Here is an 18,823-nt window from a genome sequence, read left to right as displayed (position 1 = left end):
AGTTATGCTTTTAGTTTTCAAAGAACCTCAAATTAAGTATCAATCAACACAAGAGAGATTATCTTATTTAAGAGCTATTAGAGAAGACAAGGAGAAAAAAGAAGAAACAATTTGAAGCAAAATATTCAAAGCTGTTTCTTCTTTTTTTATAGACGTTGTTTTAGAGGTAGCAATTGATGCTTTAAGTGTGGTATTACCAATTGGAGCTGTTCCTTTACAACTTATCAAGATAGGAGCAAGGTTTGTAAAGAATGTAATTGTTTCATTGGTAGAAAATAAAGGAGCAGTTGATTGAGGCGCTATTGCTATATCAACTGCTATTGAAACAGCAACCTTTGGTTTAGCAAAAGGACTTTCATATATTAGGAAAGTAACCAAGTTTGGCAAAAACATCACTAAAGGTATTCAAGCAACTAAAAAAGCTGTTTCATTTATTAAACAAGGACTAACACAAAAGATTGAAACAATTACAAAGACTGCTTTTAAGTATGCTGATAAATACAAACTAATTAAAAGCAACACAATTAGAAAGTTTGTAAATGCTAAAACAATAAGCAAAGCTATTCAAACAGGAAAAGAGTTTTTCTCAATTGTAAAGAACCCTTTTAGTTTAGTGACTAAATTATCAACAAAAGCACAACAATTAGTCAAAAAGAATATTAAAGACAAAATGGTTAGATTACAAGCTGCTTATTATAAAAAGCAATTACAAAACCAAATCATTAAGAAGAAGGTAATTAGTCCAAAAACAGCAAACAAATATATCAGAGCAAATAGATTAGCAAATAAAGGACAATTCTATTTTAATAGTTCGTGAATTAGTGGAATAAGACTTTATGATGAAAGATATTGAGACCAAAGTAATGATGTTTCATTTTTCTTATACTTTAAGAGAGATGCAACTAAATCAAAGAATTCTCCAAAAGGAAAAAGACCCTTACAATTCACAATGTCTTATGAAGAGATGTTTAACTTCTTAAAAGCTCCATCAAAAGGACAATATTATTTGGACAATTGAGCTTGGGGTTGAGATATGGGAAGAATAAGAATAGACACATCAACAGAGTTTGAAGTTGATAAGTTAGTTCAAAGAGATTTCCTTAAGAGATTCAGATTAGCAGAGCATTATGCTACAGCTGATGCTTTAGATGAAACATTATTCCAAACAAACCAATATGATAAATATGTTAAAAAACACAGAACAAACAAGACACAACTATTTGCTTATCAAACTACAAATGCTAAAGGTAAAAAAGTACTTAAATTTACACCTTATATTTACGGTAATGAATCACGAACATTTACAAAACAAGCAAAGAGAATAAAAAGGACAAAATAAGATGGACAGACAAGAAGTTTTATTTATCAAAAATATGGGTCTATCATTTGAAGAGTTTAAATGCTCTGAATTCAATATGTTAGTCCCTTTCAAGACACCAAAAAAGCTCTCTAATTTAATGAGTGAGTTATCAGATGAGGAAATATATAACAGAGTAATTTACAGTGTTTATAACTCTGTTAATGCTTTAATAAACAGTGTTGTATCACTAGTTGCTAAAAAAGTTGATTACAATGTGGAACAGTTCAAAAATGGTATCGGAGATGATAGATATCAATTGCTTAAAAAAGCAATGTTTCACGAAGTAAATAACAGATATACAAATAATGCTATTCCTGAAGTCAATTCAAGACTTACACTTTTAGGAGGTTCTGCTCAAGTATTAGGAACACAAAGAGAGTTTGTATTTGCTGAACAACATTTGAACCCGATTGCTGCTAAATTGCTTTATGATGGTGAATGAGATAGTTTAGGGGTTGAAATTGTTAAAGGTTTAGACAAGTTATCAGGTTTTATTTCAACAACTGAATTTGATAAGGTAAACGAAGATATTAAAGGGTTTAAAAAAACAGTTGAAACAAAGACAGAGCAAATAGACACAGATATTAGAAACCTTAAACTATCAGCTGAAAGAATACCTTCATCAATGGAGTGAACAGAGATTAGAAAAAATATTCAAATGGACAAAGTCCAAGCAAATCAAATTTTAGATAACATTAACAAAATTGAGCAACTAGAAGCTGAAAGAACTAGGTTAGAGAATGCTCTAAATCAAGAGATTGAAGCTTTTTCAACATTTAAAAGAAACTATGAAGAGCAATACACTAACACACTTCAAAGCATCAATGAAGTAAGAGCAGCAGATGAAGAGAAATGAAATTCAGTATATCCTACTTTAACGCTTTGAAAAGATAACGTTGATTTGAAAGTTAAAGAAGTGTACGACAGCTTATTCGGAAGTGATGATGCTGCTGAAGGAGAACCAGAACCAGGATTTTTTAAACAAGCTGAAGAAAAGTTTAAAGAGCTAGTTCAAAACATTGAAGAGCTTAAAAAGACAAATCAAAGCAACGGAGTGAACAGAGCTTTTATTGAAATGGTTCGAAGAATGAGGGAAGAGTTAGATTCACACCCTTGAAATAGTGATATTATGGATTTATCAGGAACAGTTGACGAGATGGGAACAACACTAGCTTGAGCTATTAACACAACTGAACAGGAGCAATTCACAGGTGAATATCTAGAAGGTTTCCCTATATATAAGAAATTAGTTAAATATGAAACTGAATGAAGTAACGACACACCTTCAACATTAATAGCAGGTGTTAAAGACTTAGTGAATATTGAGGGGAGTTTTTCTGCTTATTCATCAACTGATGAACCACAAAATAGAAAGCAATTTCCAATCTTACAAATATCACATGCAGCTATAGGAGCGCAAGGAGATTACTTCTATGTTGAGAATAATGAACTTAAGTTCAAAGCAGGACAAAAAACACCATACATTTATAGAGAAGCAGTTGAGAAAATTGCAATCAATGTTGTTATCAAATATACAAAATCAACAGACACACAATTAACAATATGAGATAGAGCATCTAACCATAGAGACCCCATATCTCCAAGCGAATATGCTATATTAGTAGCACGTTTTAAGAATAGTTCAAGGTAAAAGATGAGTGAAAATGTAATTACAGCAATAGCAGGAGCAGGTGGTTCTGTGAGTGTTATTGCTTTGATGTATGTTGTTTATTGATTAATAACTAAATACAAACAAAACAAGCAATCAAACAATGTAAATAAGTCTGCTAATCACATTAACATAACAAACACAAAACAAGGAGATGAAGTGACTGCATTGATTCATCTAATAGAACAGCAAACAAAGAAAATAGATGATATTAACAAAAGATTAAGAAACATTGAACTTTCACAAGATAGATATAATGCTGCTTTTAAGGTATATGTTCAAAACAATGGTGTATCCAATGATGTGAAAAAGATAGTTAAACAAATTATTGATGGAGAAAATTAAAATGGATAAGATAAGACAATTTTTCAAAAAGGTTTTAGATTTCTTTAAGTGAATGAAAGTTCATTCAATAGATGCTGCTATTACAGTGCTAGAGAATGTCCCTTTAGAGCAAGAAGAGCTCGAAAGACTTAAAGAGATTATTAAGACCAAGGACAAAGAAAAAACAGCAGTTTAAGCTGTTTTTTTGTTTGTATTGAGCTTCTTAATCTTTCATTGTTGGTTCTGTTTGAAAGCGATGTAAGGAGTAGCAGAGTGCTTTTTTGAATATTCTAACAAGTTAGTCAAATCATATTCATTATTATGATTATCGTGTGGTTTAACTTGTATAAATATAAGTTCATTATTTGGGTTGGTTCCATATAAATCAACTTTGTATTTCATATCAACAAAAGAAGAAGTTGCTTTGATTTTGAAGTTTGCTTTATTAAGTAAATTAGCAAGCTGTAGTTCTTTTCTGAAGTTTATAAAAGTCATATACATTAAAATATGTTTATATTGTGGGTATAAGTCAAGGTCAATTTCTTTTGTATGCATTCACTTTATCATATGAGTTTTAAATGTTAGTGAAAACTTCGAATCAAATTCAGTAAATGAAGAAGGAAGGTTTTTTCAGAGATATTCTTTTATATCTATTCCAAGCTCTCCGAAGTTTGGAAGTTTGATTTTTTCTTTAATCATAATTATTTTAAAAACTTATCCCTTTGATATTTGTCTGAGTAATGCGTTTTTAAATAATATGTCGTTGTTCTATGGATTATCTCATAGATACCTTCAAAAACATCATTAAAGTTATTTGCATCGTTTTGATTTTGTCTATCAATATAATCATATAATTGTCTCTTTAAGAAGTCTAAAAATTCTGTTTCAACACTTCAAAATACTTCTAATTTAGAAATAAAGGAAATTACAGAAAACTTCTTATATGTTCAGAATAGTTTATCAGCAAAAGACATTTGAACCATTAACTTCAAAGATTCTTTATTTGCAAGTATGGTAATCAATGAAATAACATTCTCATAACTTTGTTTTTGTTTCCTGAAATCTCTAAGTTCTCTGAAGTATCTTTTAAGCTTTTCTCATTTTCTTTCTTTTGGTTCTGTGAATAGCAAAAGTTCAGATGGTATTTTTGTTTTCTTCATTATTTGTCCCCTTTAGATTCTTTGAATGCTTTTATTTTTTTAACTAATTTAATAGCTTCTGATTCAGTTAAGTTAGAACATACTTTATTGGTTCATAACTTTAAAACTTTAAGGTATGAATGAAAGACTGTCCCATCTTCTTCTATCTTGCAAATATATGAGTTAAAATCATCAGAAATAGAGTTTTTGAACTTACTATCATAAACATAGTTTTCTTCCCTTACAAAGTCGTTTATTTCTTTAATAGGACAAGTTATAAATTCCTTTGAAGTTAAAAGTTTTGAAGTGATTTCTGTTATTTTTAATATTTGTGAATGATTAATTGTTTTCATTGTTTCCTCTTTCAAGTAATTCAATTTGTTTTCTTAATTTTTCATTTTCTTTTGCTAATTTTTGATTTTCTAATCTTTCAGCTTCTAACAGTGCTAATTGTTTCTTTTCATTGATGAGAGCGATATCTTTAAAGTCTCTAAGTTGTTCAATTTCTCTCATCATTTCAGCTTGATTAATGAGTTTAAGTCTTGCTGGGTCAGTAGCATCTTTAACTATCTTCGCTAACTCTTCAGGTGTTTGAATTATGTATGTATTTATTAATGTTGTTGTGTCTTTATGACCTGTTGATTTTTGAATTTTCACAATGTCTGTATTGTTTCTATATTGATTGGTAACAAATGCTTTTCTGAATGTGTGAATTGTAATTGGTTTATCAGCAAACTCTGGTAAGTCTCTTTTTAGTTCAGTTATAAACCTTGTGAATTGATAATTCATATCTCTAGGGAATTTTGAATTATCAATGAATTCTTCATATAAAGGTCAATACTCTTTAGAGATGTTGTAAGCTCTAAAATTGTTGTTCTTGTTAGCTTGTGTATATGATGAATACACTTCTATTTCTTCCATATATACAAAGTTGTCTTTATTAGCTAAAACATTGCAAATTTCACTAAATCTAGCACCATTTTCGATAGCAAATAAGACAAACGAAGCAACACCCTTCGAATTATCATAGTTGAGTGCATATTTCTTTATTTTAGAAAGTTCAACAACATCTGGAACATATGTTGCTGCTTTAACTGTTTTGATATTTGGAATGATTGAAACATCATAAACAAACTTTTGCTCTAGTTGGTTGTATTTTGTTATTAATGATTTAAGCATTGAGAAGAATGTTTGTTGTGAGCTAGGTTTTAATCTATCTCTGTAATCTTTTATTACTTTTTTAAGTTCTTCATTTGATGGTTCTGGTGTTGTGAAACATTTAAAGAAGTTATCAAAGAAATATTTATATGTTTGTCTTGTTTTTGAGTTATGTAGATTATTAACATAAATTTTTGAATATTCTTTTAAGTTCATTGTATAAATAATCAAACTTTAAACTTTTCCCTGTTGATTTTTGTGCTATACTATTCTTAAGGAAATCAACAGGGTCTGAATTAAAGGTTGATTTCCTTTCTTTTTATATTTTCAAAGTTTGAAGCAGTTAAGTTAATAAATAAAGTCAGAGATTAAACAAGCATCTCTGACTTCTCTTTTTTAACATACTTAAAGAATGTATCACACAAATAACTAAAAGAAGTTATAAGTTCGACTGTATGCTAAACAAGGGTCTGACTTTTGTTTAACTGCACAAATATTATAACACCAATTTTTTATTTTTCTCAAAATATTTTTTTATTAAACAAAATATATATTTTATTTATAAAATAAATAAAATATATGGTATAATATAAATGATATTTAAGGAGAGACAAATTTACAAAACAAGCATACAAAAAATCTCTTTCGTTTCTTAAGTATCACTGAACTCCAATCAGCCATAAAGTGACCTTTCTTTGTAGAGATAAATGTAATACAAAAGCTAAAGCAAACTCACTTTTGGAGTTCTTTTATTTTGAAGAGTAAGCTGATACAAAATCAATTTATTATAGTTATAGATGCTGCTAGGAACTGAAAAGTTTTTTTCATTAATTATTCTTTTCTAAATTTAAAGAAATTGAACATTAATATATTATATTTTTCAAACTCAATTGTTGAGTTAGGTTATTACAAATAAGAATAAAGAGATTCTTTCTCCTTAAAAGATTTTCAAAAAAGTCAAATTGCATTCAAAGGGTCAGAGTAAAAGAGCGATTTAAACAGTGATTAACATTGCTGTTTTTTTATTACTTTGATGCTATCAACTTACACATAGACCGCTGATAGAAATAACGTAAGCATATATAGTATATAAATATACTATATATGCAATAACATAATATGTATTTAAAAATATGTTAGAATAGTTTTTAAATACATATTATGTATATATACTAATATATAAAATATATTCATTATAAATATATTTTATATATTAGATATTAGTGTATATATCTTATATATACCTTATTTAATTTTTCCACTGTAGGAAGAAATTAAATAAGGTAATAAGGTATATATTTATATTTTAAAAATCATAATATTGTGTCTATATAGTTTGTTTTTCTCTGTTAAAATAATAGTAAGAAGATTATTGGTTGTTTTATGTCTTTTTAAAATATAAATAACAACACTTATTCAATTTAACTACTGAAAGACTTACTGTCCTCGTCTTGTGCTCCTGTTTGCTGACGACAAAACAAGGAGCTCAAGAACTTCGGACGGTTACTATTATGTTAGTTAAGTTATCATATGTGTAGTATCAAATTCTAAAAAGACATTGATAGACTTTATTTCTTAACACTTTTTAACTCATGATTATATATATATATATATATATATTATATACCTGTGGAAGAAATGTGAAAAAATTAAAACTTTTTTGAAAATTGCATTAATTTCAGGTATGACATTAATTCCTGTGGCATTTGTTGCTTCTTGTTAAGATTCTAAACAAAAAGAAATAAACATGGACACTAAAAGTGGACAGAAGGGTTAATTAGACATAATAACACCTCAATGTTGTTGAGGTGGTTTAACATTTATGAAATTTTTAAAGATTTTTGTGAAATTTTTTGGTTTTTAAAAAAATATAAAAAAATCAGCACTATTTTTATCTAGTACTGATTGATTTTGATTGTTTATTAATTGTTAATTAACTTCTTATTTTTTCTTTCTACCGAATACAAAGATTAACATACCAATTAATCAAGTTACAGCTGAAACAGCTACAATGTATGGTCAGATTAAGATCGGTGATGCTTCTTTTAATCTTTTATCAATAGTTGTTTGTTTAACTACATCTTCGTTGTTATGAGAGTTAAGATTATTTAAAATTTCATCTGAATCAGCAATTGCTTTGTTAATTGCATCTTGTTTAGCTTTAGTTAATTTTTCAAATTTCTTAGATTTGGTTAAATCCACTAAATCATTTTTAGCTTTAGCCAATTCTTCAGCATCAACATATAATTGAGTAATTTGATTATGTTTATTATCAAATTCTGTGCTTGTAGCATTATTATCTAAAATGTTATTGATTAATGTTACTGTGCTTGTGTCATTAAGCACATCGCTCGCTTTAACTTGTTGAATTAATTTGTCTTTAGTTTTTATGTTATTTAAGTTATTTATAAAGCTTGAATCATTAGCTAAATTCAATGTTTCGCTAATTAATTTATCTCTGGTTTCATCAGAAATTTTGTTGTCTTTAGCTTCTTGATGTAATTGATCAATTAAGTCTAATCTAGCTTTTTCCATTTCTAATTTATTAGTAAATTCTTCGCTTGTTTCATCTAATTCTCTAATGTTTTGAGAAATTGAATCTTTTTGTTCTTGTGTCAAGTTTGGATTTTGTCTAATTTGATCAATTGCTTCTTGTTTTTTGTCAATGTTTTCAGCTATTTCATTGTAGTTTTGTTCAGTTGGATTGTTAGCTAAAACATCTTCAACTAATTTAGCTTTATCATTGTCACTTAAAGTTTGATCATTGTTAATTTTGCTTAACTTATTTAATTGATCTTTGATGTTGTCAAAGCTTACTGAAGCATTTTCACTATTAGCATTAATCGTGTCTAATTCAGCAATTAATGCATCTTTTTGAGTTTGTGGCAAGTCTGATTGGTTAATTTGTTCGTAAAGTTCGGCTTTTTTATCGACATTACTAATTTGATAATCAAGACTTGATTTGGTTTGATTATTATCTAAGTTAATAATTTCCTCAACTAGATTTGCTTTATTTTCTTTAGTTAACTCATCATTTGCTTTAATTTGTTCAATTGCTTTAACTTTAGCTGAAATATTATCTGCTTCAGCAGCAAAATTATCTGAATCTTTTGCTAATTTATGAACTTGATCAACTAAAGCTTCTTTAGTATTTTCATCTAAATTAGCGTTTTGTTTAATTTGGTCAATTAAATTCAATTTAGATTCAATGTTATTTAATTTATCAGTTAATTTACTGTCATCATGAGGCTCATTAATTACTTCATTTACTAATTTGTTTTTATCTTCATCGCTAATGTGTTCATTAGTTTGAATTTTTTCAATTAGTTTAGCTTTTTGATCAATTTTAGCAATTTGATCAACCAAATCAGACTGTTTATTGTCTAAGTTAGCAACTTCATCAATTAATTGTGATTTTTGATCATCAGTTAAGTTAGGATTACTTCTGATTTCTTTAATTTTATTTTCTTTAAGTTCTTCATTAGCTAATTGATCAGCAAATGTTTTATCTCTAGGGTCTAATTGACTGATATTATCACTTAATTTTGCTTTATCTTCAGTGATTAATTGAGAGTCATCAGTAGCATTAATTCTTTCATAAGCTTTTTCTTTAGCTTTGATGTTGTTTAATGTATCACCATATGAATTTTTGTTAGCTTCACTGTTTAATTTATCATCAACATTAGCTTTTTGAATATCGTCAATTAAGTCTGCTTTTTGTTCAGGTGTTAAATTAGCATTGTTTTTAACATCATTAATTAAGTCTGCTTTATTAACAATTTTATCTAAATTGTCTTTGAAGTTTTGAACTTCATCAGCATTATCTGAATTAGAAGGAATAGCTAAGTCTTTAACTTGATCTATTAAAGCTTGTTTTTCAGCAGGAGTCAAGTTGTTATTTTTATTAACTTTTTCAATTGCTTTTTCTTTAGCATATTCAAAGTTTTTATCACCGTCAAGCGCATTTTTAGCATCAATTAATGCTTTTTCTAATTCTAATACTTTAGCAACGTCCTCATTTGAACCTTGATTACTGATTAATTCGTCAACTTTAGCTTTAGCTTCGTCGTAGTTAGCTTTAGGTTCTTGAGAAGCTGCGACATATTTAGGATTATCTGGTTGAGTTAATTCTTCATTAATTGCCTTAGCTGTTTCTTTTAATTGACCCATAGCATTATTTAATGTTTGCGCTTTATCAACCACTTTATCAACATTAGCTAACAATTTAGCTTTATCAACTTCTTCAATTAAAGCTGTTTTTTGAGCATCATTAAGATGTTCAAGATCATTAATTAAGTTTCTTACTTTAGCTTTTTTGTTATTGATTTTTTCATCACCGTCAAGGTTTTGAGCGGCAACATTTAATTTTTCAATTAATGAATCTATATTGTCAATACTTAATTCAGCACTTCCATTTTCTTTATCAGCTAAATTGTTTGCATTATTAAACGCTTTATCAAATTCACGCATTTTTACTTCAGTTGCATTTTTATAATCAACACTATTAGGTGTGTCTTGATTGTCGGCAACTGCTTGTTTAAGCTCAACCATTTTTTCATCTAATGCTGCTGCTTCTTCAGTTGCAGCTCTAACATCTTCAGGAGTTGTAGCTTTATCAACTTTAGCAATTAAAGCTGATTTTTGAGCATCATTAATATTTTCTAAAGCATTAATTTTAGCAATTTCTTCAGCTCTAACTGTTTTAATGTGTTCTTTACCATTTAAGTTATTAATTGCTTCATGAACCGCATTGATTTTTTCTTGAATCTTGTCATTGCTTAAGATGTCTTTTGTATCATCACTTGGTTCGTTTAAAGCTGTTTTATAGTCTTTTAAGGCTTGAATAGCATCATCATATGCTTCTCTTAAGTCTTCTTCTGAACCTGTGTAATTAATATCGTTTTTAATCTTACTTTCGTTGTTTAAGTATTGATCAAGTGTAGCCATTGTGCCATTAACTAATGCATTATTTGCATCAACAGAATTTACATCGGCAACTCTATCTTTTTCATTGATTTTAGCAATTGCTTCTGCTTTTTGTTGAGCAGTTAAGTTAGTGTAAATTGGATTTTCACCATTAATTTTAGCAATAGCATTTTCTTTAGCTTGAGCAACTTTTTCATCACCATTTAAGCCATTAATTGCGCTATTAAGTTCAACAATTTTAGCATCAATTTGCTCAACACTTAAATTAGTTCCATTATCACCTAAATCTTCAGTTCTAATTGCTACTTGATTATTATATTTAACTTGACGATCTTCGTCAGCTTCAACATAATCAACACTTGTTTTATCAACTTCGGCAATATCTTTGTAAGCCTTCATTTTGTCATCAATTGCTTTAGCTTTTTTAACAATATTATTAGTTTCACTTGCTTGGTTATTTTTGACTTCTTCAGTTAAGGATGATTTTTGAGCTGGATTTAAGTTAGTTAATTTATTAATTGTTTCAATAGCTTTTGCTTTAGCTGTTTCATCAGCTTTGGCCTGATCTAAAAGATTTTTAACATTAATAGCAAAATCTTGATTTGTCTTATCTAATGTGGCAGCATCAATTTTAGCAATATATGTATCTTTTTCGGCCTTAGTTAAATTATCTAGTTTAGCTAATTCATCTTTGGCATTGGTTTGTGCATATTTAAGAGCCTTGTCATAAATAGCTTGTGTTTCTTCTTGTGTTGGAACTTTTGGTAATTTTTCAATTTCGGCTTTTAATAAGCCTTTTTGGTTTGCGTTTAGACTTGGGAAATGATTCTTAATGTCATTTCTTAATACTTCTCTATTTCCATCAAGCGCTTCATCAGCAGTTTTTAAGGCTTCTTTACTTTGGTTTGCTTCATTAGCTAAACCATTTAATGAATCAGCAGTTGCATTGCTTAAATCTTTAGCTTTTAATTCTGCTAATTTATCTTCAGCATTTTCCAAGGCTTGATCAACAGCTTCTTTTCTGCCTTGCGCATCGTTGGTATAAATGCTTGTTGCAACTTTAGTTTCTGTAGAAGTAATTTGTTTTTCTAAGTCACCAAGATCTAAGTTTAATTTTTGAGCTTTTTCTAAGATTTTTTGTGCAGCTTCTTCATCAGTAGCGTTATTTAATAAGTCTTTAATTTTATCTTTTTGATCTTTTGATAAATTATCAAGTTTATTAACTTCTGCAGCTTTTTTGTTTTTGTTTTCTTCACCATTAAGTGCATTGTAAGCTTTTTCTAATTCTTTTAATGCTTGATCAATTGTTGCTTTATCTGTGTTTTGGCTTAATAATTCTTTAATTTTTGCTAATTTAGCATCGTAATTAACTTTAACATCAGATGAAGCAAATTGATAGTTGTCTAAAGTTTTGTCTGCTGAATAAGCAGCATCATTTAATTCTAAATTAGAATTTTCAGTTAATGTTTGTAATTCTTCTAAGACTTTATTTTTAGTGTTTTTCATAGAAGTATTTAATTCATTTGCTTTAGTTTTAATTGTTTCAACTTCACTTGAAGCTGCTGCTTTAACTTCTTCAACTAAGGCTGCTTTTTGATCATCATTTAGATTATTCAAACCATTTATATGATCAATTGCAGCTTGTTTAGCATTATTTTGAGCTTTAGCTTCGTTTAAGATAGCACTAATATTTGAATCAGGTTGATTGCTTGCACCTTTTTGAGCATCATTAATTTGTTGTTTGAATGCAGCTTTTTCATCATTAGTTAAGTTAGTTAATGCATCAATTTGATTTTGTGCATTTTCTTTAGCTTTATTTAAAGAATCGTTCAATATTGCATTTGCAGCTTCTTCGTCTCAATTATTTTTATCAAGTTGATTAATTCTATCTAAATAATCTTGTTTATTATCTAATAATTCAGAAGCATAAGCATTAATTTCATTTCTTAATGCTTCTCTTTTACCGTCTAAATTAGTAATAGCAGTATTTAATGATTCTTTTTGCTTTTTAACTTCAGTGGTTTTGGCAGTTATTTGATCATTGCTATTTGTTGCTAAATTAAATGATTCTAAGTCTTTTAATAATTTTTCAGTTGCAGTAATTTGATTGTCTAAAGCTTCTTTGTTTGTTGTTGTATCATTAAGATAAACAGGTTGCTCTTTAGTACTTTTAGCTTCAGCAAGTTTAGTTTTTAAATCATTAATTCCTTGATCTAATTGTTTAGCTTTTTCAATAATTTGATTTGCTGTTTCTTGATCAGATGCATTGTCGATTTTTTCTTTCAACTGTTCTTTTTGTTTAGGAGTTAAATTATTTAATTTGCCAATAGCACTCTTTTGTTCTTTAGCTTTTTCATCGCCGTTAAGTGCATCATAAGCTGAAATTAATTCAGCTTTAGCATTATCAATTTCTGTTTTTGAAACATTGTCTTTCACAATTAAATTATTTAAAGCTTCTAATTTAGCATCATATGTTGCTTTTAATGATGAATCAGCTAATCTATATTTGTCAGCAACTTTATTTGCTGATTTAGCTGTTTCGTAGGTTAATTGGTCATCTTTTGCTAATTTTTGAATTTGCTCTTTTACAACATTCTTAGCTTCTGAAATGGCAGTATTTAAAACTGTAGCATTTTCTTGAACTGTTGAAGATTGTGATGTTGGCGATGATTTAACTTGATTTTCAAATACGGTTTTTTGGTTTTGTGTTAAATCACTTAAACCATTAATTGCGTTAATAGCATTTTGTTTAGTATCATTTTGCGTTTTAGCATTATCTAAGACTGCTTTTACAGCTGAATCATATTTATGATCAGCGGTTTTATCAAGTTGTGCAGAATCGACAGCTTCTTTTAATTTGGTTAATTCAGCAGTTGATAAATTAGGATAATTATCAACGATTAAATCATTTTTTGCTTTTTGTTTACTTAAGCTTAAACCTTCGTTTAATATTCTTTCTTTGCTTTCTTCAGAAGGTTGTTTTTCACTAATGCTATCAACTTTGGCTTGAAGTTCTTTGATTTGAGTTTCTGTTAATAGTTCTCAGTTTTTAAGCGATTCTTTAAGTTCGTTTTTGTAACCATCTAATTTATTGATTTCAGAATCTAAAGTAGCTATATCTGAAACTATAGCCACACTTTGAGCATTTAATTCGCTTGCTCCTAAATTGGTTAAATTTTTTGTTTTATAACCGTTTAAGGCTGTTTCAGCATTAGTAATTGCTTGATCAAAATCAGCTTGTTTATCTTTAGTATCTTTAGTATAAATACCATCAGTTTTTTTGGTTTCTGCTTCAGCTATTTTAGCTTCTAAAGCAGCTATTTTTCCATCTAAGGTTTGGGCTTTATCAACAATGTCTTTTAAGTCTGTTAAATTAGCGCTATTAGCCATTTGTGTTTTAATAGCATTCTTTTGTTCTTGACTTAACTTATTTAATTTGTTAATTTCAGCATTTTGAGTGTCAAGATTGTTTTGACCATTTAATTCATTATATGTATTAGTTAAGTTTTGAACAATTGTATTAATTGTTGCTAAATCTTCGTTTTCACCTGATGTTTTATTTAAAACGTTTTGTGCTCTTAATAAATCACTATTATAGTTTCCATTTTTATTAGCATCAGCTAAGGTATAGTTAATAGCGGTTTTTGCACTATTATCCTGGTCATTTGTAAGATTTTGATTATTAGTTAACACTTTGAGTTGTTCTAACACTTTGTCGTGTAAATCACTCATAGCATCGTTTAACTCGCTTGCATCATTAAATAATAATTGAGCATCATCAAAAACGGTCTCTTCGCGCATTTTATCAACGATATCTGCTACTTGATTATTATTTAAATTAGTATAGGCTGTTTTAACTGTATTAGAAAGATCATGAATTTTAACTTTTGTTGCTAATTCGTTTAAACTTTGAACAGTTTGAGTTGATTCATTAGCTTTGTTTCTAAATTCTGTTTTTTCTTTTTTAGTTAAGTTGTTACTATCATTAATTAATTGTAATACTTCGCGTCTTTTCTTTTCTAGAGTAGTTAAGAAACCATTAACTGTAAGACTATTTTTCTCAGTTGATTGAACATCTTTTAAGTCTTCAACAGTTGAGGTAAGAGCATAATTAATTGTTAAAGTACCATTATCATCATTTTTAATAATGTCAATAATTTTTACTTTTGCATTTTGATTATTTATATCAGCAAAAGTTATTTCATTATTTTGAACTTCTGAAGGTAATCTATTTGCTTGGTCATTGATTGAATTATTTGTAACGGTTAAAGTATTGTTTTTAATGTTAGCAACTACATCATTTAATCTATCTACTTCAGTTTTGAAATTATTTACTGTTGCCTTTCTTTGACCAGTTTCAAGATCATTAATTCTTTTTGATCTGATTACATAATCAAATGTTAATGTTCCTGTTTTATCATCAACTACAAATGATTTGTCTTTAAGAACAATTTCTTCAGTTTGGTCATCAATACCATTTACATTAATATATTGAGCAAAATTTTCTTTAGTAATTTCACGAGCTAATACTGATTTAGGTGTCTTAAGAGCAAATGTAGCACTTAAAGCATCGATTCTTTGTTTTTCTTGAACTCTATCAGCTGCAAATCCTGTTATTCAATTAGAAGTAGTTTCATCACTTTGAATAGTAGTGCTATATAAATTCTTGGTTGACTTAACAACATAAGTTAATTTAACTCTACCGCTGTCAGTTAATTGTTCAGTTTCGGCGATTGATTTAATTTCAACAGTCGCATCGGTTAATGATTCTACTAAATAGAATTTGGCTAATTGTGCATCTTTAACCAAAGTATTAGATTTAGTTTGATTATTTGCTTGATCATAATCAAATTTATTTTCAGTTGCAGCTAAAGATTTAGCAATACCGTTGATTCTATCTTGTTCTTTGGCTAATTCTAAAGTTTTAGTAAAATCGCTGTCATTTTTATAGACTACATTTAATTTATTTGTAGCTAAATTTGTGTCAATAAATTTGTCGATTTCGGCTTTAAAACTTTGTTTTTTGGCATCTGATAAGTTTTGTAAAGCATTAATTTGAGTTTTTACAACATTAGCAGATTCTTTGTAAACGGTATTAGAAATTTGTAATAAATAATCATTGATATCATCTTGATATGGTTTAAGCAACACAAAATCTTGAGTTGAATTAGTAGCAAAATTATGACGATTACCATATTCTGTTCCACCAACTTTTATTTTGCTTACTTTTCCAAATCAGTCTGTTAAATTGGAAATTTCGTTATCAATGTCATAGTATTTCTTGGCATCGATGTATTTATATTGTTTAAATTCTTCAGCTAATTTACCACCGTTACCAAAAATATTGTCTAATGAAGAAACTAAGTTATTAAATCCTGTTAAGTAATTTTGTTTTAAATTAGTATTCAATAAATTAGTTTCTGAAGCAAATACATTATTTGCCTTATTATTTTCTTGATCTGAACCAATTAATTGATTCATCAATTTAGTTCAAGCAGGTTCATTTACATTAGTAAATTGTTCTCTAGCGGTTTCTCCGTATCAAACAAAAGAATCATTTGTTGGATTTTTATCAGTTAATGTACTGCCACCTGTAAATAAATCACTTGTTTTGATTGTGTCTAATTCTTGATTAAATGTTTTGGTTTTAGTGTAAATGTCATTAGCTAAACTAACAGCTTTTTCTAGTTTTTGAATATCGCCTAAATAGTCATATTTTCAGTTTGCTTTTCAAGCGTTTGCTAGTGTTGTGCTTGATTGACCTTGATCATTTTTAACTTGAATATTTACAAAATCATTTAAAGCTTTATTTTTAATTTTTTCAATAAAGGTTTTAATTTGTTGTTTGTTGTATTCAGAATCGGCGATTACTGCGTAATTGTTAATTTTATCTTCTAATGCTTTTAAGTTTTTTAAACCATTTGGAGTGCCAAAGTTCGCTCCTTTTCAAATTGCTAGGGTTGATTGAAGATTGTTATAGCTAACAGTTGTTGGAGCATTTGATCTATCAAATAATTTTTCGCTTTGATTAAATTCATTACTCTTGTAAGCAGCATATTGTCAATAAGAAAATTTGCGAGAATCAATATTATTTTTGTAAGCAGGAGTCGAAAATAAATAATCCAACTTTTTAGTTCCATCATAGTCATCAACTGTCACTTTTTCATCGCTTGAAGCATAATTAACTGTTTCAAAGAACTTTTCTTCAATTTGTTTTTGCAAGTCATCATATGCCTTAACATAAGCAATTCATTCATTAAGATTTCTCTTGCCTGTTCCACCTGGTAAGTTGTAATCTTGATCTATTTGCTTTTCTAAATCTGCCATTAATTGTGCTTTTTGAAGATTCGTTAGTCATTTAGATTCTTTGATTGTTGCAATAACAGTACCATAATCAGTTAATGATCAAACAATGTTTGAATTTATGTTGGCTTCGCTTGAAAAGTTATTACGGTCGCTTAATGTGAATCTACCATTATTATTAGCAAATTTTCAATATTTTTTGCTTTTTTCATCTTGTTTAATAACTAATTCAATGTTAGATGCTTGTCAAGTAGAAGGTGTGGTTGATGCAGAATCAACGTTATCAATATCAATAGATTCTTGAATAACTGCTTTATTAGTAAAAGGTTTACTAAAATCAGAATAGTTGCTAATATTGTTTCTATTAATTTTTACAACTGAATTACTGTCATTTAAATTTTTAGAACTATTTAGTTGTGTATTAACTAAATAAAATTCTGCTTGTGGGGTGTTTAAATCTAAAGTATTAAATGATTTTTTAACTCTATCATCATATTCTTCTTTAATAATCAAATTGGTGTTTCTTCAAAAACTAGGTTTTTGCATAGAAAATTTTTGCAATAAGCTTTGATTATCATAACGATAGGCTTGAGTTGTTCCAAAAAACGATCTTGTTGTAGAGTTGAAATCGTTTGTAGTTGTACCATCTGAATTTATGTTAAATCTAACATCAAATTCTAATACCACTTCTTGTGGTCTAGCTTGTGTACCGCGACCTGAAGCAAAGTAAAAATAACCACCAAGACTATTACGAATTGTGATTCAACCATCTGATTTAGCAAAACTTGCAGCATCATTATATAAACCATTGTCAGGTTTATATAGTGCATATTTGTTTAAAAATGCTGCTCCATTAAAGCTAAAAATATCATGAACAATATCAGTTGTTCCCCAATCACTATTATCAGATCAACTTGTGTTTTTTACTCCTGTTAAAGGATTTTCTGTGTAAAAAGCATTGTATCTACTTGAAAATTGTTTTGAAACGCTTTCTTCGCTTGTGCCGTCTGTAGTGGTAGTGTTTGAAATAACTGTAGGAGAAACGGTGGTACGACTAGTATAACTAAATGAGAAAGGGTCAATTGTTACGGTTTCGTGTCTTTCTAATTTAGGGCTTGTTTTATATTTTGATTTTCTCGCGTCATAAATTTTTACATCAATGTTGCTTGCCAAAACAATATCTTTAGAAAATCAAAAACCACCAGAAAAATAATTCTCGGGAATAAGCATTGAATCTTGGTCTTGATAAGCTCTCATCGACAAGTATCTAAGTCTAATTTTCTTAACGAAATTAGGATTTAAAGCGTTTGCGGAATCATCACTTGGATTTCAAATTGTTTTTTGTCCAGCGCTATTTTGTAATTCAACCCATCGACCATTTTCATAAATTTCCATAATTGTTTCAGGTTTTAAAGGGTCATCATTCTTTGGAAATCATGTTCGATCCACTTTTCCTCAAACTTCTTTGTTCCATGAACCTGTTTCATATTTTTCTACTGCTGTATTAGCGTTTCTTGTGGTTGTTGAAAAAATATTTATTTGGTCATAGTCGCCTGTTTCGACTTCTTTGTTATCAACTCTTATCAATGCTGATGGTAAAAATAGCAACAAAGGACTTGTTGTTACTCCAATTGTTAAAAATTTCTTTATTAATTTTTTATTTGCCATATTCTTCTCTCTTCTTAAATTAAAAATTTATAATTAAATTTACAATTCTAAATTAAATTTAATAATTACAGTTATATATACATTAAATATTTAAGTTTAATTATTAAAATTTTTAATTATTTTACATTATATATGTAAAAAAAAAAAAAAAAACTAGGACAAGAAAAGTAGACAGAAAAATAAAAAACTGTCTACTTTTCTTGTCCTAGTTTAATTGCACAAAATGTACAAAAAATCAGCACCAAGCAAATTTGGTACTGATTAATTGACTAATTT

9 protein-coding genes are annotated in these 18,823 nt (G+C 28.3%); 4 read left to right on the top strand and 5 right to left on the bottom strand.

The annotated features are described in order from the left end of the window. The first annotated feature begins 4 nt into the window (after positions 1 to 4). From VBN07_RS00945 to VBN07_RS00930, 4 genes are read left to right on the top strand one after another with little or no spacing between them, the layout of a single operon-like run. Positions 5 to 1,339 (top strand): hypothetical protein, encoded by a 1,335-nt coding sequence (locus tag VBN07_RS00945; RefSeq protein ID WP_323177458.1) that lies wholly within the window; start codon positions 5 to 7, stop codon positions 1,337 to 1,339. A gap of 1 nt (position 1,340) precedes the next feature. After that, complete coding sequence (locus VBN07_RS00940) at positions 1,341 to 3,011, top strand: hypothetical protein (RefSeq protein WP_323177457.1); 1,671 nt, start codon at positions 1,341 to 1,343, stop codon at positions 3,009 to 3,011. A gap of 3 nt (positions 3,012 to 3,014) precedes the next feature. Continuing rightward, on the top strand, positions 3,015 to 3,374 hold the full coding sequence (locus VBN07_RS00935; protein ID WP_323177456.1) for a hypothetical protein: 360 nt from the start codon (positions 3,015 to 3,017) through the stop codon (positions 3,372 to 3,374). A gap of 1 nt (position 3,375) precedes the next feature. Then, positions 3,376 to 3,549, top strand: coding sequence for a hypothetical protein (locus VBN07_RS00930; protein ID WP_323177455.1), 174 nt, complete (start codon positions 3,376 to 3,378; stop codon positions 3,547 to 3,549). On the opposite strand, the gene VBN07_RS00925 is transcribed toward VBN07_RS00930, so the two are convergent. The 5 genes from VBN07_RS00925 to VBN07_RS00905 all read right to left on the bottom strand — a co-directional run bounded on the left by VBN07_RS00925 (position 3,546) and on the right by VBN07_RS00905 (position 18,547). Then, complete coding sequence (locus VBN07_RS00925; protein ID WP_323177454.1) at positions 3,546 to 4,052, bottom strand: hypothetical protein; 507 nt, start codon at positions 4,050 to 4,052, stop codon at positions 3,546 to 3,548. The genes VBN07_RS00930 and VBN07_RS00925 overlap by 4 nt on opposite strands. 2 nt (positions 4,053 to 4,054) lie before the next feature. Then, on the bottom strand, positions 4,055 to 4,513 hold the full coding sequence (locus tag VBN07_RS00920) for a hypothetical protein (protein WP_323177453.1): 459 nt from the start codon (positions 4,511 to 4,513) through the stop codon (positions 4,055 to 4,057). After that, complete coding sequence (locus VBN07_RS00915) at positions 4,513 to 4,845, bottom strand: hypothetical protein (RefSeq protein ID WP_323177452.1); 333 nt, start codon at positions 4,843 to 4,845, stop codon at positions 4,513 to 4,515. The genes VBN07_RS00920 and VBN07_RS00915 overlap by 1 nt, the downstream gene beginning before the upstream one ends. Further along, entirely contained in the window at positions 4,832 to 5,866 is a 1,035-nt protein-coding gene (locus tag VBN07_RS00910) for a tyrosine-type recombinase/integrase (protein ID WP_323177451.1), read from the bottom strand. Before VBN07_RS00910 ends, VBN07_RS00915 begins: the two co-directional genes overlap by 14 nt. Positions 5,867 to 7,591: 1,725 nt before the next feature. Further along, complete coding sequence (locus tag VBN07_RS00905; protein ID WP_323177450.1) at positions 7,592 to 18,547, bottom strand: lipoprotein 17-related variable surface protein; 10,956 nt, start codon at positions 18,545 to 18,547, stop codon at positions 7,592 to 7,594. Positions 18,548 to 18,823: the final 276 nt, after the last annotated feature.

The organism is Mycoplasma sp. 4404, assembly GCF_034863325.1.
Classification (GTDB): Bacteria; Bacillota_I; Bacilli_A; order Mycoplasmatales; family Metamycoplasmataceae; genus Mycoplasmopsis.
This window is presented reverse-complemented; position numbering and strand designations above follow the sequence as displayed.